Here is a 25,050-nt window from a genome sequence, read left to right as displayed (position 1 = left end):
TCACGAGGCTGATTGTTAGCCATTCTGGATATATTTCATGCTATGTATAATGCCGGGCGGCAAGCCCGGCCTCTTCGATTAGCAGCTGAATGCAGCGATTCTTCTAAGGTCGATACCAAAATACTGCCAGCGGAACTGCTGCGGCCGCCAGCGGAAACCAGCAATGGAGGTGCGGCCCACAAATACTGGGTAGTACCAGAACCGCTGTCCGTTTTCAAGCTCTATATAAGTGTACCGGAAAAGGCAAAATCTGATTCCGCCTGGATCTACTGCGAAAGTAGATGGACCGCCGCTCACTGACTGCAGCTGCGGAATTTGGGATGGAGGCGGCCCGGGAGGCGGCCCGAATTGTCCTTGCTGTCCGCCTGCTCCTGGGGGAGGTCCGAATGGAAAGCCGCCTTGCCCGCCTCCGAAACCCGGACCGCCGAAGCCGGGACCGCCAAATCCAGGTCCGCCTGGAAACTGGATCTGCCGTTGCTGGTTTTGCTTATCATCGTTTTCGTTGTACATCATCATTCTCCCTTCTTGCTTTCTTCTTCATCGTATGTAGGCACCTGTGTAAGGGTAGCTTGCCTAACCTATTTTTACGGTTTCTCTTCACGCTGGGTATAGCTCTGCTAACAGGGGATGAGCGTGGCTGATAAACGAATCAGGGATTCGGAGTTGGATTGTTTGAATATCGATGCTGGGAGGCGATAGTTGCCAGCAAAGATTTCGGGAAAATAAGTAAAAATATTAATACTTTGCCGAAATAAGGGGAAGCTACGGAAGCGGAAGTATGAAAGGGCTTTTACTATGTCATTTTTTTGAACATATAATAGGAAATGAAAAAAAACATTAACTCATGTGAAATAACTTTTGACAAGTGCCTTAAGTAGGAGTAAAGTTGTAGGTGGATATTTTGAGCAATTTGTGAACGTACAGTTGTGAACAAATTCACAACGAAGTATAATGTTTACGTATAAATATAATGCATTGCCATAGCAAAGGAGAATACGTTATGTCAGAAACAAACGAAAGTGTTAGCCAGCGCCAACAAGATCTAGTTGACCAATTGCTAAAACCTGAAGTGCAAGAATCATTGACTTCCCTGATCGAACAGCTGCCGAAAATCAATGAACTTGTGAATGCTTTGACTGCTTCTTACGACTTTGCACATTCTGTAGCAACAGATGATGTGTTGAAATCCGATACAGTTAATGCAATTACAGAAGTGCTTCATCCTGTGACGGATTCTGTGAAAACAGTCGCCCAAACTGCAATCGAAGCAAAGGATCGTGCGGAATCAAGCAATGAAACAATCGGTCTGTTCGGTTTGCTTCGTCTGATGAAGGACCCGCAAGCACAGAAGATGTTCCGTTTTGTTCAAAGCTATTTGGAAGTAGCGAACGAAAAAGAAAGACAAAAACAAAAATAAGAGCTAAAAGGTAAGGACGGAGGATTAAGTATGGCAAAGAATATCGTTATTTTAGGCGCCGGTTACGGCGGAGTCTTAGCCGCTCAAACCGTACGTAAGTATTACAGCAAAGCACAAGCGAACGTAACACTTATCAATAAAACACCGACACACCAAATCATCACGGAACTTCACCGTCTTGCAGCGGGCAGCATTTCCGAGCAAGCAGTGGCAATGCCTGTGACAAAGCTTTTGAAAGGTCTGGATGTAGACTTCAAAGTCGCAACAGTGGAAAGCTTCAATGTCGATAAGAAAGAAGTTGTCCTTGAAGGCGGCAGTACCCTTTCTTATGACGCTTTGGTAGTAGGTCTTGGAAGCAAGACTGCTTACTTCGGCATCCCTGGATTGGAAGAGAACAGCCTTGTCCTGAAATCCGTAGACGATGCAAATAAAGTATTCAACCAAATCCAAGATAAGATCAAAGCATATGCAGCTTCCAAAAACCCTGCAGATGGAACGATCCTTATCGGTGGCGGCGGTTTGACTGGTGTCGAACTGGTTGGCGAAATCGCGGACAAGCTTGCTTCTTACTGCTTGCCTCTTGGTGTGGATCCAAAAGAAATCAAGCTTCAGCTTGTTGAAGCTGGTCCGAAGATCCTACCAATGCTTCCGCAGCATCTTATCGATCGCGCACAATCCAGCTTGGAAAAACGCGGCGTGGAATTCTTGCTTGGCTTGCCTGTAACGAACGTGGAAGGCAATGTCGTGGAATTGAAAGATGGTCAGAAAATCGAAACAAACACATTCGTTTGGACTGGCGGCGTACAAGCCCTTCCAATGGTGGCAGAGTCCGGCTTGGAAACTGATCGCGGGCGTGCGACTGTTAACGAATACTTGCAGTCCAAGAGCCATCAGGATGTCTTCGTTGTCGGTGACAGTGCGGTATACTTCGGTGAAGACGGTCGTCCTTGGCCGCCAACAGCACAAATCGCTTGGCAAATGGGCGAGCTAGTAGGTTATAATCTATTCGCTTACCTTGAAGGCAAAACAATGGAAAGCTTCAGCCCGATCAACTCCGGTACACTTGCAAGCCTTGGCCGCAAGGATGCCGTAGCGTTCGTCGGTGCTAACCAAACACCATTGAAAGGTCTTCCAGCAACAATGATGAAAGAGGCAAGTAACATTCGCTACTTGACTCACGTCAAAGGTCTATTCAGCTTAGCTTACTAAGATAAGACAAAGACACTTCCCGCGGGAAGTGTCTTTTTTTGTGCTGCCAGTTTGATCAAGGTGCAAACCCATAAGGATATATAAGCTGATCCCGCCAGTAAAGCAATCCAGAAAATGTACATAGTGACTCTTATCCACATGCGTGCGGATAGCTTCGGAATCATTTTCAGTAATGTATAAGCAGTAAGCAAGACCGTTGGAATGACAAATAAATAGGAAAATACATGGACCCAATCGTAAAGGATGTTGAAACCATTCTCTAATACAGGGCTATCATGTATATTATATTTGTTTGAAATGAATAGGATTCCAGATATGAACAGGATGGAAATCAATAGGAAGCAGGTAAGGATGATAAACCTGACTCTTTTTTCTCCCCTTAGAAGGGCATATATAAATAAGAAAAATGATCAGAATGAATATTTTAAACAGAGTTTCACCTCATCTGAGCAGTTATATGCTGAGTTTAAGTGTACCATAATATCCCAAATCGATATGGCGTATCTTTTATAGAGGGCTATAAATAAAAGCTATATATTGTACAGCGGTTCAATGCATGCTATCATAGAAAAAATTTACAAGTGATGAAATGGAGCAGTACAGCTTGACTGTTCCTTCTGCAGAGAATCCCTGATGTGGTGTGAAGGGTGAAGGAGTCCAGCTGGAACAAACCATGGAGCTGTTTGCCGGATAAATTGATGGCAGACCGGGAGTGCCCGTTATTGCACGAAGGTCTACGCATTTTGGCGTGTACCTTTTGAGTCTGACAGGGTGACCTGTCAGAGTAACTAGGGTGGCACCGCGACGGAATCTCGCCCCTAAGATGACAATCTTGGGGGTGGGATTTTTTTATTTGCTTCATTTCGGGTAAGGAGGAGGAAAGATGGGTAAATACCGTTTCCGTGCCATTGGAATGCTGATTGCAATGGCTTGTGCATCCTGTGGGGATTGGCTGTATTTGATTGCTTTGAATTTGAAAGTGTACAAGCAAGCTGATCAGTCTGCGGCAGCTGTCGCGATCCTTTATATGATCAAACCTGCAGCAGGGCTGCTGATGAACAGCTGGGCAGGAAGCATGATTGATCGGCTGGATAATCGAAAGTTGATGATCATGCTGTACTTTATAAGGATTTTTGGGATAACAGGGATGATGATGGCCGATTCCCTTTGGCAAATCTATGTACTGGTATTCTTCGTTGCAGCAGCTGGAACTATTTTTGAGCCTGCGAGTCTGCCCTATATAACAGGGTTGATCGAAAAACGGCATTGGCAGAAATTCAATTCCTACCGGGCTATTGCGGATGGAAGCGGCTTTGTATTAGGTCCGGCAGCGGCGGGAATCCTGGTCGGCATGGGGTCCGTCGAGGCTGCATTGATCATGAATATACTCTTGCTGCTGGCGGCGGCTGTCATTTGCATTGCTTTACCATCTGTCAAAGCTGTCTTGGAGGAAAAAAACGAGTGGAAATGGCTGCGGATTTGGAAAGAGGATTGGAGCCTAATCATCGATTACAGTAAGAAATTTGCCATGCTGACATTCCTGCTTCTTCTGTTCAGCTGCATTACCGTCATGACCGCAGCTGTCGATTCCATGGAGGTAGCTTTTACCGCGGAAGCGATTGGGCTTTCAGAAGCCGCATATGGCTTGCTTGTAAGTATTGCTGGAATCGGTTTTATCTCTGGCTCTGTCCTGCTCGCTGCTGTCACCCGACATTTTCGATCGATCCAATTGCTCGTATATGGTACGGCAGCAGGGGCTTCGGGTTATTTGCTGTTCGCTTTTTCGAAGGACTTCATTCCAGCGAGTGTCGGTGTGTTCATGTTATCCGGGGCGCTGGCTTTTGCCAATGCTGGTTATGTGACCTATATGCAGGAACGTATTCCGGTCGGGCAGATGGGTCGCATGCTAAGTATGTACCAATCGGTTGAAGCCCTGCTGATCATCGGGATGACAGCAGCCTTGGCCGCCATCAATCAGGTGATTGGCGTGGCAGCGGCGGTACAGACGGGCTGTTTGATCATGCTGCTGCTTGCCATTCTGCTGGGAATCGTTGGTTTCAAGGGGAATGTGAAGAATGAAGGTTGATATCGTCTGGAAATGAAATCCGCCGAGGGGGGATGGCACACACATGCCCCCTCGGTGGATGATTGGTAAAACTATAGCACAATACCGCTGATGGCGCCGATTATTACAATGATCCAGGCAGGAACTTTCCAGAAAGCAAGCAGGCTGTAGAAAATGGCTGCCAGGGCAATATCGGAGGCGCTGTGAATGGTTGTTGACCAAATGGGAATGAAGAAAGCGCTGATCAATATCCCGACGACAGCAGCATTGATTCCAGCAAACGCCTTGCGGAAGCCGGCGTTTCGCTGCAGGCTCGTCCAAAATGGCAAAGCACCGATCAAGAGCAGAAAGGCCGGGAGGAAAATGGCGATGGTCGCTAGTAATCCACCCTGCCAGCCGTAGAGGACAGTGCCGAGATACGCAGCAAATGTAAATAAAGGTCCGGGCACTGCCTGGGCAGCACCATAACCGGCAAGGAAGTCTTGCTGACTTATCAATCCGGTTGGGACGAATTCACGTTCCAGGAGAGGAAGGACAACATGACCGCCTCCGAATACGAGTGAACCGGCCCGATAGAAACTATCGGCCATGATAACAAAAGAATTGTCTGTGATCGTGCGCAGCACAGGCAGGCCTGCCAATAAAATGAAGAATAAAGCAAGGCAGATGGCACCGATTCTTTTATCGATAGCGATATGCAGGCTGGCAGCTTCTTTATCGCCTTGATCAGGATGCAGCAGAATATACCCAGCAACGGCTGCGATCAATATAGCCAGCAGCTGTGCGAATTGATGGGGCCATATAAGTGTAAGCACGAGAGCCCCCAATGCAATCCCCTTCGCTGCAGGAGTTGCGGTAAGCTTTTGACTCATCCCCAATACAGCATGAGCGACGACGGCAACAGCAACTAACTTCAGCCCCTGAATCCATCCAGCATCCGCCATATTCATTTGCCCGAGGAAGAAGGCGAACAACATGAGCAGGAGGACAGAAGGCAGGGTAAAGCCGATGAATGAGACGATCCCTCCTAATATCCCTCCTCTTATGATGCCGATCCCGATGCCGACTTGACTGCTGGCGGGACCGGGCAGGAACTGGCTCAGGGCAACCAGATTGGCATATGCCTGTGCATCCAGCCATTTTTTGCTGCGTACATATGCTTCTTGGAAATAACCCAGATGGGCAATCGGTCCGCCGAATGATGTACAGCCTAAGCGAAGGGAAACGAGAAAAATTTCGATGAGAGTTGATGCTTTCTTTTGGTTATTCGTCATATTTTGTACTCCTTTCCATATATTGATCGTTGGTATGAGAGGGTATGTGTTATAAAAATTCATTTGTACTATAACATCTACTTTACTTTGGTGCTTTAAAATTTACATTAATTTTATAAACAAAATCGCAGATTTCATTCTTGACATGCTTAACAAAAAAAATTATTATTATCTAGACCAATCGTCATAATATAAGGAGTGCAAGGTTGTATGGCACAGTGAAAAAGAAGGAAAGTACAAAAGAAATCATCTTACGTACCGCTTCGGAGCTTTTCCAGCGGCAGGGTTATCATGGCACGGGCCTGAATCAAATCATTGAAGAAAGCGGTGCTCCCAAGGGATCGCTCTATTATCACTTCCCGAATGGAAAGGAAGAGATCGCCGTTGAAGCAATCAGGCTCATGAAGGAGCATGTCCTGGAAGGAGCTGCGAGGGATTTGGAAGCCAAGGATACGGCTGCAGAGGCATTTCAGTATCATATCTGCAAGATCGCTTCCGAATTTGAAAAAAAACATCAAATGGAAGGTGTGCAAATCGGGCTGATTGCGTCTGAGACTGCAGCAACGCACGAAGCACTGCGAAACAGCTGTCAGCATGCCTATGCGGATTGGCAGTCATTATATACAGATCGATTGATCGCCTTCGGCTATGAAAAAGAAATGGCGAAAGAATTGGCCGTTACGATAAATGCCTTGGTGGAAGGAGCAGCTATCCTGGCGCTCACGAGTACTTCGGGAAGTCCGTTGTATTGTGTCGCGAAACAGCTTCCGTCATTACTTAAAAAATAAATTCCGCATTGGAGGAGAAATCTTTGCAAATGGATAGTAAAAATACAGCTGCAGCAGCTGTAGATACAAGCAATATCAAGGCTATGCCAATCATTATTTCATTTTTGATTGCTGGTTTTATCGGGATGTTCAGTGAAACTGCGCTGAATATTGCGCTTCAGAATATCATCAGTGACTTCGGTATATCACCTTCGACGGCTCAATGGCTGACTACAGGTTATCTATTGACGCTTGGTGTACTTGTGCCGGTTTCTGGTTTGCTCTTACAATGGTTTACGACTCGGCAGCTATTTCTCACATCTTTGGTGTTCTCCATCATCGGTACGTTAATCGCTGCAATCGCACCATCCTTTTCACTGCTGCTGATCGCCCGTGTTGTGCAGGCAGTTGGGACGGCACTGTTGCTTCCGCTCATGTTCAACACGATATTGAATATCATCCCGCCGCATCGACGCGGCAGATCCATGGGATTGATCGGTTTGGTCATCATGTTTGCACCTGCAGTCGGGCCGACGCTTTCAGGCCTGATCATTGATGAATTGACTTGGCATTGGATTTTCTGGATTTCACTTCCGTTTTTGATCATTGCCATTATTTTTGGAGCATTCTTCATGCAAAATGTCACCGAATTGAAGAAGCCAAAAATCGATATCCTGTCCATCGTCCTGTCGACCATTGGATTTGGCGGCGTAGTCTACGGCTTCAGTCATGCCGGTGAAGGCGGCGGATGGGGTGATCCGGTCGTCATCGTTGCGATTGCCGTCGGTGTCTTGAGCCTGATCTTATTCTCTGTCCGCCAGCTGAGGATGGAACAGCCGATGATGAACTTGAATGCCTTCAGGTATCCGATGTTCGTAGTAGGTTTGTTGTTGATCTTGGTGAGCATGATGGTCATGCTTTCGTCCATGATCCTGCTGCCGTTGTATTTGCAGACATCATTGGCGCTCACTCCGCTGGTTGCCGGTCTGACCATGCTTCCGGGCGGTGTCATCAATGGATTGCTTTCCCCTGTGATGGGCGGCCTGTTCGATAAATTCGGGCCAAGATTCCTTGTGACGCCTGGTCTTATCATCGTCACATTGGTTATGTTCGGTTTCTCCGGCATTTCACTGGAAACGTCCACTGGTTACATCGTCGGTTTGCATATCGCTCTGATGATTGGTATTTCCATGATCATGATGCCGGCTCAGACAAATGGTCTGAACCAGCTTCCTCCTAATTTGTATCCGGATGGAACAGCCATCATGAATACATTGCAGCAGGTTGCCGGTGCAATCGGCACAGCTGTAGCGATTTCCATCATGACAGCTGGACAGGAAAGATATATGGAAGATGCAGCCAATCCGCAAGACCCGGCTACCGCTATTCAAGCTTTCACAGAAGGTGTCCAAAGTTCCTTTATCTTTGGTATCATTGCTGCGATTGTCGGTATTGTAATCAGCTTCTTCATCAGACGAGTGAAAGTGGATCATCAAGCGGATTAATCAGGTCCCGCCGTTTATACGGCGGGATTTTTTTGTTTGGGAAAATAAGGTATGATAAGTGGAGATATGGATATGGGGGATGATGATGAGGCTTACAGTGACACAATTAAATGAAATTAAAGCGCTTCAGCAAGCGGTGGAGAAGTATGATGGAATCGAGCTCAAACTGAATTGGGACATGCTTGAGAACAGGAGTGATGCCGAGCAGACAGATTTCATGGCATATGACTCTGGCAGGCTTGTTGGTTTTCTAGGTTTATACAGCTTCGGGAGTAAAATCGAGGTATGCGGTATGGTGCATCCGAATTACCGGAGGAAGGGTATATTCAGTGGGCTTTTCCGGGAAAGCATTCCTGCAATGGGGAAGGCTGTGAAAATATTACTGAATGTGCCGGCTGACAGTGTATCAGGCAAGGCATGGTTGGAAACAGTGAATTGTACTTTTGAAGAATCGGAATACATGATGAAGTGGGATGGAGAAGCATTACCTGATTCCGGTGGATCGGTCCGTTTGCGACCTTCCCTTCCAGAGGATATCGGAATGAAGGTTCAATTGGATATCGTCTGTTTCGATTTCAAAGCGGAAGAAGCACTCGCTTATAATGGCCGCTTGGAGAAGGATGGTTTTCAGAAGGAGTTTTATATGATCGAGGCTGAGGGGAAGACAGTAGGGAAGATGAGAATCCATCGAGACGGAGAGGGAAGCGGGATATACGGGTTTGCGGTACTGCCGGAATTCCAAGGAAAAGGATACGGAAGGAAGGCACTGCAGGAAGCGGTGCGGGTGGAAACGAGCCTGGGACAGCGTGTGTATCTGGATGTCCAGCCTGAAAATGAAAAAGCGCTATCTCTATATACCTCCATTGGCTTCATTAAAGAAAGTCAGCAGGATTATTACCTTTATTCCAATTAAAAAGGCCGCCATAGGGCGGCCTGATTTTATTTTTGCAGCAGACGATCGATGCTTACCATTTCTACGCACAAGCATAGCACTTCGATAGCTTTTTTCAGTTCTTCAGTCGGCGGCAGTGTTGGCGCGATGCGTATATTACGGTCGTATGGATCTTTACCGTACGGGTAGGTTGCACCTGCACCAGTCAATGTCACACCGGCTTTCTTGGCAAGCTCCACGACATCCTTGGCGCATCCTTCCATCGTGTTCAAGCTGATGAAATAGCCGCCATTGGGATTGGTCCAATCAGCAATCCCTTTTCCGCCCAGCTTCTCCTGCAGGATCGACAGGACAGTTTGGAATTTGGGGGCGATGATTGCTGCATGCTTTTTCATATGGGCGATAAGTGTGTCCTTATCCTTCAAAAATGCGACATGGCGCATTTGATTCAGTTTATCGGGACCAATGGATTGAACGGAAAGATTCTTCTTATAAAACGCAATATTTCTCTCGCTGGAAGCTAAGGCTGCCACACCCGAGCCTGGGAAGGTCACCTTTGATGTAGAAGTGAATTCCATGACACGGTCCGGATGCCCTGCATCTGCTGCTGCGGTCATGATGTTCTTCAATTCATCTGGTTCGTCCGAGAGATGATGGACGATATATGCATTATCCCAGAATATCCGGAAATCATCCGCGGCTGTCTGCATTCCGGCAAGTCGATCGACCACGGCATCGGAATAGGTGAAACCATCCGGATTGCTGTATTTAGGTACGCACCAGATACCTTTGATTTGCGGGTCGGCAGCTGCCAGCTTCTCCACCTCATCCATATCGGGGCCATTTGGCGTCATTGCTACTGGAATCATTTCAATTCCTAATGCCTCACAAATTGTGAAATGGCGATCATAGCCAGGGCTAGGGCAGAGGAACTTCACATTCCCTTGTTTCATCCATGGAGTTGCTTCCTCGGAAACACCATGCAGCAAAAATTGAACGATTGAATCATGCATCATTGTCAGACTGCTGTTCCCGCCTACGATCACTTTGGTCGGTTCAACTTCCAAAATGGAGGCGAAAAATGCCTTTGCTTCTGGAATCCCGTCCAAACCACCATAGTTCCGGGCGTCTGTTCCGTTTTCGGTTTTGACTGTGCTGCCTGATGTCAGGATGTCGAGCATCGGCTGGGAAAGGTCAAGCTGTTCGGTGCAAGGCTTCCCGCGTGACATATCCAGCTGCAGCTGCTGACTGGCAATTGCCTCGTATGCATCCTGCAGCGCATTGTATTTCTGTTGTAATGCTTCATTCGAAAGGTCTTGATATTTAGCCATGGTTGCTGCCTCCGTCTGCGTGTTTTCAAAGATAATCTTAACACGAAAAGTCTGGAATTCCCAATGTGTTCGGATTATTCTATTAATATTACAAAGAAATGGCAGGGGGTATATAAAGTGGGAAATGTTTTTACGAGAATCGGGGAATCAATAGGGGATTATCCGCTGTTTGCAGCGGAGTGGGAACAACGGGCACAGGAAGTCCTCCCGAATGGCCCCTTTGGTTTTTTGCAAAGCGGGGCTGGGGATGAGGTGACATTAGGGCAGAATCGAGACGCATTCAGCGACTACGATATCCTGCCTCGGGTTTTGCGCGATGTTTCGGATGTGGACCCTTCCATCCGGCTGTTCGGCCAGGATCAAAGCCTGCCGGTGATGCTTGCTCCAGTAGGGTTCCAAGGGATCTTTCATGCGGATATGGAAATCGGCAGTGTGAAGGCTGCAGAAGCGGCAGGTATTCCGTTTGTTGCAAGTACGGTCACCTCCGCTTCATTAGAAGAAATCGCTGAAGCAGCGCCAGAGGCAGTGAAATGGTTCCAGTTGTATTGGTCGAAGAATCGTGCTTTGACGGCCAGCATGGCAAGAAGGGCAGAAGAGGCAGGATATCGGGCGATTGTAGTGACGGTCGATACGGGTCTGCTGGGCTGGAGGAAGCGGGATTACCGAAATGGATATTCGCCGCTCAAACTATTGAAAGGAGCAGCCAATTACATAAATGATCCTGTTTTTCAAGAATTGGTGCCGCAGCTTACCGAAGAGCATATAAGGGATGCGATTTTGGAGAACATCCATCATCCGAATCTATCATGGGACGATCTGCTATTTCTGCAGAAACAGACGAAATTGCCGATTGTTGTAAAGGGTATCCTGCATCCAGCTGATGCGAGACAGGCGGTCGATTTGGGGTTCGATGCTATCGTTGTTTCAAATCACGGCGGCAGGCAGCTTGATGGGGCCATTGCATCTTTGCGGGCGCTGCCAGCTATCGCGGAGGAAGTCGATGGGGCAGTGCCTGTATTGATGGACGGCGGTGTTCGGAGCGGTGCTGATGTGTTCAAAGCAATCGCTTTGGGGGCTGACAGTGTCCTGATCGGCAGGCCCTATGTATATGGACTCGCAGCTGATGGACAAGCCGGGGTAAGCCGAGTGATCGGGGATTTACGAACAGAGCTTGAATTGACATATGCGTTATCCGGAGTGACACGCACTGCTGAGATCAGTTCCGCTTATCTGGTAAAAAGGTAGGGAATAGTAACGTTAGAGGTGATACAATGCGAATGCAGACCCATACAAAGAAGAAGCGGACAAAGGCAACGATTGCGAAAGCTCTGCAGTATGTATTGAATATAGCCCTGATCCTTTTGGCTATCGCCATTACCATCCTGTTAGTGAAGGAATTGATTGATATCATCAACAATTCCCTATTCAATGAGGGCAATACTTCAAGACTGGAATTCCTGAATAATATCCTGGTATTCTTCCTGTATTTCGAGTTCATCGCCATGATAGTGAAGTACTTTCAGGAGGATTATCATTTCCCGATCCGATATTTCCTATATATCGGAATAACAGCCCTGATCCGTCTCATTGTTGTCTATCATGAGAGTGCCCTTTACACATTGTATTATTGCGGAGCGATCCTCTTGCTGGTCATCTGCTACTTTATAATGAATCTGGCTAATGAAAAATCGAAAAAGGAAGATTTTTAAAAGGAAAGCATGCAGCTCTAGGAGCCGGCATGCTTTTCTTTTTTGGGAAACAGGATATAGCTGAAGCTGATGAGGAAATCGATGCCCAGAATGATTGACCAAACCCGCAGGACACTGGTGAGTGCTGCTGTCCTTTCTGCATCGTTGATCCAATAGATGACAGCAAGCAGCAGCCCGGCACCGATGATGTACGCAAGCAAATGCTGCAGCCACCCTTTCACTTCTTTCAAGGCATGTTCTTTCCCGTAGAGTTTTTTCGGCTTTTCGCCTTGTTTCGCGAGGTAATAAGCAAATCGCTGATCTGCCCAGCGTATCATCGATTTTCCATATGCCAGGCTGACACCGATGTAAATGGCAGCAATTGCATGTGCCATTGTTGCTGTCGTCCCACGCGCCAAATCAAGGCCTGTAGCTACAAGTAAAACCAGGTCGATCAAAGGGGTTGCGCTGAGCAGGATCAAACCTGCTTTGGGAAGCTTGAGCACATAGCGGGCTATCAATCCAGCTGCAATAAAGACCCAGAAACCTACTTCGCATAGGATGATCAATACAATGATGGCGTTCATTATTTCATCTCCTTTTTAGTACAGTTGTATTATTATGCTAACACGTAACTCTTTGTGATACAAGTGTATTAAAAAATTGATTTTATATACGGCATTTGCTACAGTAAGGTTATGCCAAAGAAAATCGATCATAAAGCAAGAAAGCAAGAGATAGCCAAAGCAACCTGGAAAGTCATTATGGAAGGCGGAGTGGAAGCGGCTTCTGTCCGTAACATAGCCAAAGAAGCCAATCTGTCATTAGGCTCTTTGCGTCATTATTTCACGACGCAGGATGAATTGCTCAATTATGCGATGGAGCTTGTGAAAAGTCGTTGTAAAGATCGCATCATGGAAGTCATTCGTCAGCCGTTGCCGCCAAAAGAGCTTGCGAAAAAAGTATTGTTGGAACTTCTTCCGATAGATTCGGAAACGATGGCGGAGATGCAGGTTTGGTTTGTGTTCACCCTGCATTTCAAATATAAGCAAGGAGAATCCTTTCGCCAGGAGGACGGAATCCGTGAAATAGTACAGCGCTTACTGGTATTGCTGTCTGATAATGAAGCTTTAAGCAGAGGAAAAGATATAAACAAGGAAACGGAAAAATTATATGCGCTGATAGATGGATTGGCTATTCACCGATTACTTAATCCGGAGCAATTTTCTGGTGAGTATACGGCGGAGATTTTGACTGAATATGTAGATGATTTATGCCAGGAAAAGGAGAGGGGCGATTGATGCCCCTCTTTTTTTAGTTAAAAAAGGATGTGTCATTATCCGGAATATCATAGATTCGGTCTCGTTATGATGACAGATTGGATAATAATAATGACACACTAATTTTATATGTTATATACTTAGAAACCTTGATATTACGGAAAAAATTAATTTAATTTTTTTGAGCAAAATGATTCCATTATAAAAATGTTAGTAGTAGAATGAGTGTCAGAAACTTTTTTAAGTTTTTTAATTAAATAAACTAACTGCAACACAAGGAGGAAAAAGTAATGGAGTCAACATTAACAGCACAGCGCTATTATGTGAATGGCGAATGGAAAGAAAGCACTACCGGAAACGTAGTGGAAATCATGTCTCCGTACAAAGATGGCGTCGTTGGTACTGTACAGGCGTTGTCCCAGGAAGAAGCGGCTGCTGCCATCCAATCGGCGAAGCAAGCACAAAAAGCATGGGCGAAAGTTTCCTTGCAGGAAAAGGCGGATCTGCTTTATAAATGGGCTGATGAGCTGCTTGCCATGCAGGATGAACTTGCACAGACAATGATGCTTGAAGTCGGTAAGAGCCTGAAGGATGCCAAAAGCGAAGTGCAGCGGACATATGATTATATCCGTTATACGGCACAGGAAGCATTGCATTCCAATGGCGAAAGCATGAGAGGCGACCGTTTCCCGGGTGGTTCAAGTTCCAAGGTTGCGATTGTGGACCGAGTGCCATTAGGTGTCGTCCTGGCAATTTCGCCTTTCAACTATCCAGTAAACTTGGCAGCATCCAAACTGGCTCCAGCACTTGTTTCCGGTAATACAGTCATCTTCAAGCCTGCAACGCAAGGCGCTTTAAGCGGCATCAAAATGGTGGAAGCCCTCGATCGGGCTGGTTTCCCGGCAGGTGTCGTCAACATCGTGACAGGCCGTGGTTCTGTCATTGGTGACTTCCTTGTAGAGCATAAAGATATCAGCATGGTTTCCTTCACCGGGGGAACCCAAACAGGTGAGAACCTGGCCAAAATTGCTGGCATGAAGCCAGTCGTCCTTGAGCTTGGCGGTAAGGATCCCGGTATCGTCCGCGAAGACGCTGATTTGGATAAAGCTGTAAAGAATATCATCAGCGGCGCATACTCTTATTCAGGTCAGCGCTGTACTGCAATCAAGCGCGTCCTGGTTCACGATAATGTGGCAAATGAACTGGTTGCAAAATTACAGGCTGAAGTGGAAAAACTGGCTGTGGGATCCCCGGAAGACGGAAATACTGTCGTCCCATTGATCGACAGCAAATCTGCAGATCTCGTACAAGGATTGATCGATGACGCATTGGAAAAAGGTGCAACACTTGTTGCAGGTAACAAACGTGAAGGCAATCTGATCCATCCTACATTGCTTGATCATGTGACGGAGGATATGGATGTTGCATGGGTAGAACCATTCGGACCAGTGTTGCCTGTCATCCGTGTTGGTTCTGATGAGGAAGCAATTGAGATTGCGAATAAATCCGAGTACGGTTTGCAGGCGAGCATCTTCACACGTGACGTGGACAAAGCCTTTTATATCGCGAATGAATTGGAAACTGGCGCTGTGCAAGTCAATGGACGCACAGAGCGCGGCCCTGACCACTTCCCATTCCTTGGTGTGAAAGGTTCTGGCATGGGCACCCAAGGTATTGCGAACAGCATCCTTTCCATGACAAGGGAGAAATTGACTGTATTGAACTTGGATAAGTAATAAAAAAGAGGAATCCGATGGGATTCCTCTTTTTTTGTGTCGTTTTTAGTCTTCGTCGATGATTGTAAGCTGACGAGTCTTTTCGGCCACTTCTTCCGGATCGACCGTGATGCGGTTGACGCCGGTATCCATCGCTGCTTTTGCCACTGCTTTCGCTACTGCTGGTGCAACGCGCGGATCGAATGGAGCCGGGATGACGTAATCTTCGTTCAAGTCGCTCTCATCGATCAATTCGGCAATCGCTTTGGCAGCGGCGATTTTCATTTCTTCGTTGATGCCAGTCGCGCGGACATCCAAGGCACCGCGGAAGATACCAGGGAAGGCAAGTACATTGTTCACCTGGTTCGGGAAGTCGGAACGGCCGGTTCCGATGACGCGGGCACCTGCTGCTTTCGCATCATCAGGCAGGATTTCCGGATCCGGGTTCGCCATCGCGAAGATGATCGGATCTTTTGCCATGCTGCGCACATCATCCTTGGATAATAGGTTGGCTAAAGATACCCCGATGAACACATCCGCATCCTTGATCGCGTCGGACAGGCTGCCAGCCTGACGGTCGCGGTTCGTGATTTTCGCCACACGGTCTTTCATTTTGTTCATGCCCTCTGGACGGCCTTCGTAGATCATCCCTTTGGAATCACACATGATGACGTTGTTCACGCCAAGGCTGTGAAGGAGCTCGATGATCGCGATACCGGCAGCACCGGCACCGTTGGCTACGACCTTGATGTTATCAAAGCTTTTGCCGACCAATTTCAATGCATTCAGCAAACCAGCAACCGTTACGATTGCAGTACCGTGCTGATCATCGTGGAATACCGGGATATCCGTTTCAGCTTTCAAACGTTCTTCGATTTCGAAGCAGCGCGGAGCGGAGATATCTTCCAGGTTCACACCGCCGAATGTCGGCGCCATCAATTTCACGGTGCGGACGATTTCATCCACGTCGTTTGTATCCAAAACGATCGGGAAGCTGTCGACACCTGCGAAGCTTTGGAAAAGGACGGATTTCCCTTCCATGACCGGCAGCGCTGCTTCCGGACCGATGTTGCCAAGGCCAAGCACGGCAGAGCCGTCACTGACAACCGCAACCATGTTGCCTTTCATTGTATATTCGTAGACGTCATCCTTGTTTTGGTGGATTTCCTTACAAGGCTCCGCCACACCAGGTGAATAAGCAAGGCTCAGATCCGTCGCATTGCGAACCGGAATCTTCGACTTCATTGTCAGTTTCCCTTTGTTTTCACGGTGTATTTTCAATGCATCTTCTCGTAGATTGCTCATCCTCTTACATCCCTTCTGTATATGTCAATATCTATGTTAGATTTCTATACCAGTTTTGATTATACCTTTCAGAGAAGGGGGAAAGCGATTAATTGGCTTGTAATTCCCATTTTTAAATTAAAATAATCTTTAGTGTCAATAAAGAAAGTGACGAGCGTCCTTGCGCGATTGGATTGACAGGGAATTTCTGCTATGATATTTTCGATGTGAAGCGTTTACAAATCAATCGAGGATTGTTACCGCGTTGCGGGCAAAACCTGAATTTGCGCAAGCAGAAAGGCTATGCGTGAGTTTGGGTTTTTTTCATTCTGCTATGGAAATGGGGGAAATCGATGAGGATAGAAAAGATCTTGAATAACAGTGTGGTAGTCACAAGGAATGATGCTAATCAAGAGCTGGTTGTAATGGGAAAAGGCTTGGCATTCAAAAAGAAAATCGGGGATACCATTGATCCATCCGGGATAGAGAAGAAGTTCATCTTGGAAAAGTCAGGTATGACTGAGAAACTGGAGACACTTCTGCGTGATGTTTCCCCCGTGTATCTCAATATTGCAGCCAAGGTAGTGGAATATGCACGCGGGCATCTTCCTTATGATTTGGATGAATATCTTTACATAGCGCTGACTGATCACTTAAGTTTTGCCATCAGCAGAGAGAAACAGGGAATCGTACTGAAAAATCCGCTTTTATGGGAGATTCGAAAATATTATCAACAGGAATATAAGATTGCGTGGAAAGCGCTGGAGATCGTCGAAGAGGAAACAGGTTATGCATTGGGAGAAGATGAAGCCGCCTCGATTGCTTTGTATTTGGTCAATAGCCAGTTGACAGGGGAGCATATGCTCAGAGCTGTGCAAGTCACGGAAATGGTCAGCGATCTGCTGAATATCGTAACCTATTTCTTCAAAGGGAATCTGGATGACAGCTCAATCAATTACGAACGATTTTTGACACATTTACGTTTTTTTGCGATACGCTTTCTGCGGGATGAAAGATTACCGGAACTGGCAGAATCATTTCTTTACGATCAAGTCCGGCTGAAATATAGGCGGGCTTTCGAATGTACGGAAAGGATGGATATTTATTTAAAGGAACGCTTTCATTCCGGGCTCACTAAAGACGAGCAATTGTATCTGACTGTTCATATACATCGGCTGACAGAATGTTTACAGTAAATAAAAAGTAAATGAATTGTAAATGTAAGCGTTGACATTTTTCGGGCAAGATGATACATTTTAACCATCAGCTGAATATCCTTCGAAGGAATGTTACCTTAATAGGGCATAACCTGATTAGTTTGGCAGCACAGCCTTTGTGCGCCAAAGCTAATCAGGTTTTTTATTTGCCAAATTCCAATAAAGGTGGGATTAAGATGAAGTATGAGCAATTGGCTAAAGATATCATCGAACATGTCGGCGGCCGTGAGAATGTCAACAGCGTTGTCCACTGTATCACTCGTTTGCGCTTCAAGCTGAAGGATGAAGCTAAAGCAAATACCGATGCACTCAAAAACATGGACGATGTTGTTACGGTTTTAAAAAGCGGAGGGCAGTACCAGGTTGTCATCGGCAATCATGTGCCTGATGTCTATAAAGCAGTAGCTCATGTCGGAGGCTTTAGTGCCAACGAACAATCATCACAAGAAGATAAAGATACAAATCCATTCAATAAATTCATCGATATTATTTCAAGCATTTTTACGCCAGTACTTGGTGTATTGGCTGCGACAGGTATGATCAAGGGATTTAACGCGATGTTTCTGGCCTTTGGCTGGCTTAAGGAAGAATCCGGGACCTATCAGATACTTAATGCTGTTGGTGATTCCTTGTTCTACTTCTTCCCAATCTTCTTGGGTTATACTGCGATGAAGAAGTTCGGCGGCAGTCATTTTATCGGGATGGCAATCGGGGCGGCTCTCGTTTATCCGACTTTATCCGGACTTACAACAGGTGAGCCGCTCTATACGCTTTTTAGCGGTACTTTATTTGAATCCCCCGTTCATATTACATTCCTGGGAATCCCGGTAATCTTGATGACATACTCATCTTCCGTAATTCCCATCATTTTGGCGACATTCTTTGCTGCAAAAGTGGAAAGAGGCTTTGCGAAGATTGTACCCAGTGTCATCAAGACCTTTGTCGTACCGTTTTTAACATTGCTGGTGGTAGTACCGTTAACCTTTTTGATTATCGGTCCGGTCGCAACCTGGGCTGGGCAGCTGATCGGGCAGGCAACGCTCAGTATTTATGATTTAAGCCCAATCATTGCTGGTTTGTTCCTAGGGGCCTTTTGGCAAATTTTCGTTATTTTCGGTTTGCATTGGGGACTTGTTCCAATCTCGATCAATAACCTTTCTGTATATGGCGGAGATCCTGTTTTGGCACTTGTCTTTGCTGCTTCCTTTGCTCAAATTGGTGCCGTTTTGGCCGTTTGGATCCGTATCAAGCAGAGAAAGCTTAAAACATTAAGCATACCAGCCTTTATTTCCGGGATCTTTGGCGTGACGGAGCCAGCGATTTACGGTATCACATTGCCGCTGAAACGACCTTTTATCATTAGCTGTATTGGCGGGGCTTTAGGCGGAGCTGTGTTAGGCATTTTCAAAACAACTGGATATATGACAGGAGGACTTGGTATATTCCAGATCCCTACATTCATTGGTCCAAATGGTTTTGATATGGGATTCTGGGGTTCATTCGCAGCAATTGCCGTGGCGTTTGCAGCTGCATTCGTACTGACGATGCTATTCGGTTTCACAAAGGAAAACAACAAGCCGGATACAGTGAACGAGCCGGCAGCACCAATTCAAAAAGAAGAGAAGCTGGCAATTGGCAATGAAGTGATCGCTAGTCCGTTCCAAGGTTCCATCCAGCCTTTATCCGAGATCAAGGATGAGGCATTTGCATCCGGAGCGCTCGGCAAAGGTGTGGCAATCATCCCTTCAGAAGGAAAACTGTTTGCACCTGCATCCGGGGTTGTGTCGGCATTATTCCCCACCAAGCATGCCATCGGGATCACGACGGATAACGGAGCTGAGATCCTGATTCATATCGGGATGGATACTGTACAGCTGGATGGGAAATTCTTCGATGCAAAAGTAAAACAAGGGGATCGAGTTGAAAAAGGCCAACTATTGATAGAGTTTGATTTGGACAATATCCGAGAAGCTGGTTTTGATATCACCACTCCCGTTGTGATCACGGATGTAAGGGGTTACAATATGATTGCGGCTACCGAGGAAAAGCAAGTGAAATGGGGCGAGCCGCTGCTTACCTTGAATATATGATGCGGAGAGGGAAAGGGGAGTAACGAGATGACTGGATTTCCAGAAGGTTTTTTATGGGGCGGAGCTCTTGCTGCCAATCAGGTGGAGGGTGCCTACCAGGAAGATGGCAAAGGATTGACGACGGTGGATTTGCTGCCGATGGGAAAAGATAGATTTACAATCATGCAGGGGAATATCGAGAAGCTGGAACCCGTGCCGGAAGCATATTATCCTTCGCATGAGGCAATTGATTTCTACCATACCTATAAAGAAGATATTGCGCTGTTCGCTGAAATGGGCTTCAAGGCGCTGCGGGTTTCGATTGCCTGGGCCCGCATTTTCCCAAAAGGAGATGAGGGACAGCCGAATGAAGCTGGACTGCAATTCTATGATGATTTATTTGATGAATTGCTCAAATATGGAATCGAACCAGTCGTGACTATGGCTCATTTCGATGTACCGGTTCATCTTGTGCAGAAATACGGAAGCTGGCGGAATCGGGCGCTTGTCACTTTCTTTGAAAACTACGCCAGAACCATTTTCACCAGATACAAAGATAAGGTGAAGTACTGGATGACATTCAATGAAATCAATATGCTTCTGCATCTGCCGTTTGTCGGTGCTGGATTAGTCTTCCATGAAGGGGATGACAAAAAGCAAATCCAGTACCAGGCCGCTCATCATCAGCTGGTGGCGAGTGCATTGGCTGTGAAGCTATGTCACGAGATCATTCCCGGCGCAAAAATCGGCTGTATGCTGGCTGCGGGTACGACTTATCCGTATTCGGCGAATCCGGACGATTACCTGGAAGCGATGGATCGGGACAGGGATTCCTTCTTCTTTATCGACGTACAGGCTCGCGGTGCATACCCAGGATATGCAAAGCGCTTTTTCAAGGATAATGATATTGTCATCGCCATGGAGCCGGGCGATAAAGAAATACTGCGCCATACTGTCGATTATATTGGTTTCAGTTATTATGCAAGCCGTACGACAAGCACGGATCCTGAAGTGCTCGCGAAGACCACTGCCGGAAATGTGTTTGGATCGGTGGAGAATCCGTATCTGCCGAAGTCGGAGTGGGGTTGGACAATAGATCCGACAGGCTTCCGTATCACTGCCAATCAGCTTTATGATCGCTACCAGAAACCATTGTTTGTAGTGGAAAATGGCTTGGGTGCTGTGGACACTGTCGATGAAGCGGGTAAGGTGGAAGATACTTATCGGATCGACTATCTTCAGAAACATTTGGAGCAGCTGGGGGAAGCGATAGAAGATGGTGTGGAGATACTCGGATACACAAGCTGGGGACCGATCGATCTCGTCAGCGCAAGTACCGGGGAAATGAAGAAGAGATATGGCTATATCTACGTCGATAAGGATAATGGCGGAAATGGCTCACTTAAGAGGATCAAAAAGAGCAGCTTCGATTGGTACAAGAAAGTTATTGAAACAAATGGCGCAAGCTTACGTGAATAGTGAATAAAGAAGCCGCACCTCACCAAATGATTGGCGGGGGTGCGGCTTTATTCATAAGGATTTCAGAGACTTTGCTTCGTCGGACGGATCAATAGCTCATTCACTGCAACATCATCCGGCTCACTCAAGGCATAACGAACGGCCCTGGCGATACTATCCGGAGTGACAGCTGCTTCCAATGTTTCTCCCATGCTTTCTCGGATTTCAGTATCTGTAATGCTGTCTGGGAGCTCCGTTTCGATTGCACCTGGAGAAATGATCGTGGTACGGATATTATTTTCCGCTTCTTCCTGGCGCAAGCCTTCGGTGATAGCGCGCACAGCGAATTTCGTTCCGGAATAAACCGCTGTACCCGGACCGGATTTATGTCCGGCAACTGATGAGGTATTGATGATATGGCCTTGTTTCCGCTCGCGCATATGCGGCAGCACAGCAGCAATACCATACAGTACACCCTTGATGTTGACGTCTATCATCGTATCCCATTCAGAGATTCGTTTTTTGTGCAAAAAGGACAGCGGCATCAGACCGGCATTATTAAAAATGGCATCGATTTGACCATATGTATCGATGGCAAGCTGGGCCAGCTGTTCGACTTCTTCCTGCTTGGTGACGTCTGTCACTTGATAAACGGCCTCTCCTCCATCCTGCTTGATCGACTCTGCGAGCTCCCGCAAACGTTCTTCACGGCGGGCGGCAAGGACAATTTTGGCTCCGTGCCCGGCCAATTCCTTCGCCGTGGCCTCTCCAATACCGCTGGAAGCGCCTGTGATGATGACAATCTTATCCTGGATATTTTCCTTCATGATTGGATTTCTCCTTTCGTATATAAGACTCCTTCTATTAATAACCGGTTTGGGAAAAATGAAACAAAAAAAGAGCCTCCCATAGGAGACCCGGATAATTATTTAGTCATCATCACCATCATCATCGATCGATTCTTTTTCTGTATAAGTCACTTCGCCGGACTCCGCATCGATAGTGACCTCGATTTCTTGCTTATCGGTACGAAGCTCCGCATCATATTCCAATCTGCCATCATCTTCATCGAGGGAGATATCTGTCAGGATGGCGTTTTTTTCCTGGGCCAGGGCTGTTTCAGCTGCGGTTTTGATATCTATTTTTGGCTGTGCTGCTTGATTATCATGGTCATCATCATCGTCATCGTCATCTTTCCAGGACTCGACGGAACCATCCTCTGCATTTACACGGACATCATATTCAGCTTTGTCGTCATTTACATCCACTTCGTAATAAGCCTGCCCATTTCGTGCAGTATCCAGCTCTACGCCAGTGACGGTTCCTGCTTGTTCTTTGCTTGCAATATCGATTGCTTGATTCAGATTCACTTTTGTATCAGTTGGTACTTTATCATCGTCCGCGCTCACATGCTGGAAACCGAACCCCAATCCTGCTGCCAATGTCAGTGCCAGACCGCTTGCTAGCAGATTCTTTCTTTTCATATTAATCCATCTCCTTATTCGTTGTTATGGTTCTACTATATCCAACACATCTTAGAGCAGCATGAAGTGAAAATTAGAAAACACTGAGAAATGGAGAAGACATTTCACAGAGCACTTGTTTAAACTCGTACAGGCGGGGAATTGTCTCTAAGTCGAGGCAATTATCGAGGAGGTCTATCATGCAAAAGCAATTCGAGTTACTTTTTATAGATGGTGAATGGCGTAGAGGGAACAGTGAAGAGACGTTTGAAAATATCGATCCATATACAGGTGAAACTTTGCTTACGATCCAAGGAGCCAATGAAGCTGACGTGGATGAGGCTTATAAAGCAGCGGCAAGGGCACAGAAAGAATGGGCAAAGCAGCCGCCGCAGGTGAAGCGGGAGCTGATCGAGAAGGCAATCCAGATCATGGCTCGGGAAGAAGAACTGTTTATCGAGTGGCTGATCAAGGAGGCGGGCAGCACGTATCGAAAGGCAGTCGGCGAAATCACGACTGCGGTCAATTTCATGAAGGAAGCGGCTTCTTATCCGAATCGGATGAAAGGGGAAGTATTCCTTTCCCATGTTCCCGGCAAGGTGAATAAAGTTTATCAGGAACCGCTGGGGGTAGTCGGTGTCATCAGTCCGTGGAACTTCCCGCTTCATTTGACGATGCGTTCTGTTGCGGCAGCCCTGGCTACAGGTAACGGAGTCGTCATCAAGCCTTCCAAGGATACAACCGTGACAGCAGGTTCGCTTGTAGCGGCCTTGTTCGAGGAAGCCGGTGCGCCAAAAGGTCTGATCAACCTTGTCAGCGGTAAGAGCTCCGAAATCGGGGATGCCTTTGTGAAGCATCCGATTCCTCGGCTGATCTCATTTACAGGATCCACGGGGGTCGGTAAGCATATCGCATCCCTTGCTGCTGGCGAGCTGAAAAGCACCGCATTGGAACTTGGCGGGAATAATGTCCTCATCGTGATGGAAGATGCCAACATCGATGCGGCAGTGGAATCTGCTGTTTATGGTAAATTTTATCACCAGGGACAGGTTTGTATCGCACTGAATCGCATTCTCGTTCAGGGCTCCGTTGCAGAGGAGTTCACGAGCAAGTTTGTTGCAAAAGTCAAGGAACTGCGATACGGTGACCCTGCAGATGAAAATACACAAGTAGGTCCGATCATAAATGAGCAGCAAGTGGAAAGCATAAAGGAGCAGCTGCAGCGTGCGATTGATGCTGGAGCAAACGTTTTGACCGGCGGCAATTGGAGCGGCAATGTGCTGGAGCCTACTGTCGTCAACCAAGTGGACAACCAGTCTCCGCTTGCGGCAGAAGAGATTTTCGGACCGATTGCACCGATCATTACATTTGAAACAGAAGAGGAAGCGGTCGAGATGGCCAATGAGCATCCATACGGTCTTTCCGGTGCTGTGCATTCTACCGTGGGGCATGGTGAATCGATTGCCGGACGGATCGAAACGGGAATGATTCATGTCAACGACCAGAGCATCAATGATGAACCGCAAGCGCCATTTGGCGGGGTGAAGCAATCCGGCCTTGGCCGTTTCAATGGCAAATGGGCATTGGAGGAATTCACCGAAACGAAATGGATCGGTGTCCAAAACGAGTGCACGGATTATGACAGCTTTTTGAAATAAACAAAGAATGAGGGATGAACATGAGTAAAATCTTCATTATCGGAGCAAACGGTAAAGTAGGGAAAAACCTGGTCAATGTATTGAATGAGAAGAAAGAGCATGAAGTATCCGTCGGACTGCGCAAGGAAGAACAATTCGGATATTTTGAAGAGAAAGGCGTAAATCCTGTCTTCTTGAACTTGGAAGATGATGTAGACGCGATTACAGACGCTATAAGCGGATCGGATGTCGTGGTATTCACCGCAGGATCCGGCGGCAGCACTGGAGCAGATAAGACACTTGCGATCGACTTGGATGGAGCGGCCAAATCCGTGGAAGCAGCTGAGAGAATCGGAGCCAAACAGTACATCATGGTCAGTGCCATCCATGCAGACTCTCCCGACGAATGGAGCGAGAGCATGAAGCCTTATTATATCGCCAAGCACTATGCTGACAAGATAGTCCGAGGCAGCAAGCTGAACTACACCATCCTGCGTCCGGGCGGATTATCGGATGAAGCAGGAACTGGTAAAGTCACAACGGATCCATCGGGATTCAAGACGACTCAGATTCCGCGTGAAGATGTTGCACGTGCCATCGTTGCTGCGATCGGGAATGAAAAAGCAGAAGGCAAAATCGTTTCTTTGCTGGCGGGAGATACCCCGGTTGAGGATATTTATAACTAAAAAAATTAGGAAGGAAGGCCGCTACATACAGCGGTCTTTTTTTATTGCTTTGTATTGTATTAAAAATAGCAGCATGAAAAAAGAACCTCTGAA

General features: G+C 46.9%; 22 protein-coding genes and 1 other annotated feature. Of the genes, 15 read left to right on the top strand and 7 right to left on the bottom strand.

Features of this window, described 5'->3' with window-relative positions:
• Positions 1-78 precede the first annotated feature (78 nt).
• The gene (locus tag MHI54_RS07130; RefSeq protein ID WP_340082931.1) at positions 79-513 is read right to left on the bottom strand and encodes a transporter; all 435 of its coding nucleotides are present in this window, start codon (positions 511-513) and stop codon (positions 79-81) included.
• A 487-nt stretch (positions 514-1,000) separates the two neighbouring features.
• On the opposite strand from MHI54_RS07130, the gene MHI54_RS07125 reads away from it, so the two are divergent.
• The 3 genes from MHI54_RS07125 (at position 1,001) to MHI54_RS07115 (ending at position 4,712) form a co-directional block, all read left to right on the top strand.
• On the top strand, positions 1,001-1,417 hold the full coding sequence (locus MHI54_RS07125) for a DUF1641 domain-containing protein (protein ID WP_095216335.1): 417 nt from the start codon (positions 1,001-1,003) through the stop codon (positions 1,415-1,417).
• Positions 1,418-1,447: 30 nt separating this feature from the next.
• A complete protein-coding gene (locus MHI54_RS07120) occupies positions 1,448-2,626 on the top strand; it encodes an NAD(P)/FAD-dependent oxidoreductase (protein ID WP_095216336.1) in 1,179 nt (392 codons plus the stop codon).
• Between the two features lie 575 nt (positions 2,627-3,201).
• Positions 3,202-3,449 (top strand) — a binding site (T-box leader).
• Positions 3,450-3,509: 60 nt separating this feature from the next.
• Complete coding sequence (locus MHI54_RS07115; RefSeq protein ID WP_095216338.1) at positions 3,510-4,712, top strand: MFS transporter; 1,203 nt, start codon at positions 3,510-3,512, stop codon at positions 4,710-4,712.
• Positions 4,713-4,783: 71 nt separating this feature from the next.
• Here MHI54_RS07115 and chrA read toward each other — a convergent pair whose 3' ends face one another.
• Entirely contained in the window at positions 4,784-5,965 is a 1,182-nt protein-coding gene (gene chrA / locus MHI54_RS07110) for a chromate efflux transporter (RefSeq protein WP_095216339.1), read from the bottom strand.
• A 218-nt stretch (positions 5,966-6,183) separates the two neighbouring features.
• On the opposite strand from chrA, the gene MHI54_RS07105 reads away from it, so the two are divergent.
• From MHI54_RS07105 to MHI54_RS07095, 3 genes are all read left to right on the top strand, one after another.
• Positions 6,184-6,753: a TetR/AcrR family transcriptional regulator gene (locus MHI54_RS07105; protein WP_095216348.1), complete on the top strand. Its 570-nt coding sequence runs from the start codon at positions 6,184-6,186 to the stop codon at positions 6,751-6,753.
• A 29-nt stretch (positions 6,754-6,782) separates the two neighbouring features.
• The gene (locus MHI54_RS07100; RefSeq protein WP_095216340.1) at positions 6,783-8,237 is read left to right on the top strand and encodes a DHA2 family efflux MFS transporter permease subunit; all 1,455 of its coding nucleotides are present in this window, start codon (positions 6,783-6,785) and stop codon (positions 8,235-8,237) included.
• A gap of 97 nt (positions 8,238-8,334) precedes the next feature.
• A complete protein-coding gene (locus tag MHI54_RS07095; RefSeq protein ID WP_340082753.1) occupies positions 8,335-9,150 on the top strand; it encodes a GNAT family N-acetyltransferase in 816 nt (271 codons plus the stop codon).
• Between the two features lie 26 nt (positions 9,151-9,176).
• On the opposite strand, the gene MHI54_RS07090 is transcribed toward MHI54_RS07095, so the two are convergent.
• Positions 9,177-10,460 (bottom strand): aminotransferase class I/II-fold pyridoxal phosphate-dependent enzyme, encoded by a 1,284-nt coding sequence (locus MHI54_RS07090; protein ID WP_095216342.1) that lies wholly within the window; start codon positions 10,458-10,460, stop codon positions 9,177-9,179.
• Between the two features lie 117 nt (positions 10,461-10,577).
• On the opposite strand from MHI54_RS07090, the gene MHI54_RS07085 reads away from it, so the two are divergent.
• Both MHI54_RS07085 and psiE read left to right on the top strand, forming a co-directional pair.
• The gene (locus MHI54_RS07085) at positions 10,578-11,705 is read left to right on the top strand and encodes an alpha-hydroxy acid oxidase (protein ID WP_340082749.1); all 1,128 of its coding nucleotides are present in this window, start codon (positions 10,578-10,580) and stop codon (positions 11,703-11,705) included.
• A 32-nt stretch (positions 11,706-11,737) separates the two neighbouring features.
• Entirely contained in the window at positions 11,738-12,169 is a 432-nt protein-coding gene (psiE, locus tag MHI54_RS07080; protein ID WP_095216349.1) for a phosphate-starvation-inducible protein PsiE, read from the top strand.
• A gap of 17 nt (positions 12,170-12,186) precedes the next feature.
• Here the strand turns inward: psiE and MHI54_RS07075 are convergent, their stop codons facing one another.
• Complete coding sequence (locus tag MHI54_RS07075) at positions 12,187-12,735, bottom strand: hypothetical protein (RefSeq protein ID WP_340082747.1); 549 nt, start codon at positions 12,733-12,735, stop codon at positions 12,187-12,189.
• A gap of 111 nt (positions 12,736-12,846) precedes the next feature.
• On the opposite strand from MHI54_RS07075, the gene MHI54_RS07070 reads away from it, so the two are divergent.
• Both MHI54_RS07070 and MHI54_RS07065 read left to right on the top strand, forming a co-directional pair.
• A complete protein-coding gene (locus tag MHI54_RS07070) occupies positions 12,847-13,449 on the top strand; it encodes a TetR/AcrR family transcriptional regulator (RefSeq protein WP_095216345.1) in 603 nt (200 codons plus the stop codon).
• Between the two features lie 269 nt (positions 13,450-13,718).
• Positions 13,719-15,164, top strand: coding sequence for an NADP-dependent glyceraldehyde-3-phosphate dehydrogenase (locus MHI54_RS07065; RefSeq protein WP_095216346.1), 1,446 nt, complete (start codon positions 13,719-13,721; stop codon positions 15,162-15,164).
• A 45-nt stretch (positions 15,165-15,209) separates the two neighbouring features.
• Here the strand turns inward: MHI54_RS07065 and MHI54_RS07060 are convergent, their stop codons facing one another.
• On the bottom strand, positions 15,210-16,448 hold the full coding sequence (locus MHI54_RS07060) for a malic enzyme-like NAD(P)-binding protein (RefSeq protein WP_340081953.1): 1,239 nt from the start codon (positions 16,446-16,448) through the stop codon (positions 15,210-15,212).
• A 332-nt stretch (positions 16,449-16,780) separates the two neighbouring features.
• Between MHI54_RS07060 and MHI54_RS07055 the strand changes: the two genes are divergently transcribed.
• The 3 genes from MHI54_RS07055 (at position 16,781) to MHI54_RS07045 (ending at position 21,192) form a co-directional block, all read left to right on the top strand.
• On the top strand, positions 16,781-17,623 hold the full coding sequence (locus MHI54_RS07055) for a PRD domain-containing protein (RefSeq protein ID WP_340082740.1): 843 nt from the start codon (positions 16,781-16,783) through the stop codon (positions 17,621-17,623).
• Between the two features lie 197 nt (positions 17,624-17,820).
• Complete coding sequence (locus MHI54_RS07050; protein ID WP_095217288.1) at positions 17,821-19,734, top strand: beta-glucoside-specific PTS transporter subunit IIABC; 1,914 nt, start codon at positions 17,821-17,823, stop codon at positions 19,732-19,734.
• Between the two features lie 27 nt (positions 19,735-19,761).
• Positions 19,762-21,192 carry a 6-phospho-beta-glucosidase gene (locus tag MHI54_RS07045; RefSeq protein WP_340082738.1) on the top strand — a complete coding sequence of 477 codons (1,431 nt, stop codon included), beginning with the start codon at positions 19,762-19,764 and terminating at the stop codon, positions 21,190-21,192.
• Between the two features lie 62 nt (positions 21,193-21,254).
• Here MHI54_RS07045 and MHI54_RS07040 read toward each other — a convergent pair whose 3' ends face one another.
• Both MHI54_RS07040 and MHI54_RS07035 read right to left on the bottom strand, forming a co-directional pair.
• A complete protein-coding gene (locus MHI54_RS07040; protein ID WP_095217286.1) occupies positions 21,255-21,998 on the bottom strand; it encodes an SDR family oxidoreductase in 744 nt (247 codons plus the stop codon).
• Positions 21,999-22,100: 102 nt separating this feature from the next.
• Positions 22,101-22,655, bottom strand: a complete 555-nt coding sequence (locus MHI54_RS07035) for a PepSY domain-containing protein (protein ID WP_340082736.1) — start codon at positions 22,653-22,655, stop codon at positions 22,101-22,103.
• Positions 22,656-22,834: 179 nt separating this feature from the next.
• Here MHI54_RS07035 and MHI54_RS07030 point away from each other — a divergent pair, with 179 nt between their 5' ends.
• Entirely contained in the window at positions 22,835-24,292 is a 1,458-nt protein-coding gene (locus MHI54_RS07030) for an aldehyde dehydrogenase family protein (protein WP_340082734.1), read from the top strand.
• Between the two features lie 20 nt (positions 24,293-24,312).
• Complete coding sequence (locus tag MHI54_RS07025) at positions 24,313-24,957, top strand: SDR family oxidoreductase (RefSeq protein ID WP_095217284.1); 645 nt, start codon at positions 24,313-24,315, stop codon at positions 24,955-24,957.
• The last annotated feature ends 93 nt before the right edge of the window (positions 24,958-25,050 follow it).

Origin of the sequence: Terribacillus sp. FSL K6-0262 (assembly GCF_037977385.1) — a bacterium.
Classification (GTDB): domain Bacteria; phylum Bacillota; class Bacilli; order Bacillales; family Amphibacillaceae; genus Terribacillus.
This window is presented reverse-complemented; position numbering and strand designations above follow the sequence as displayed.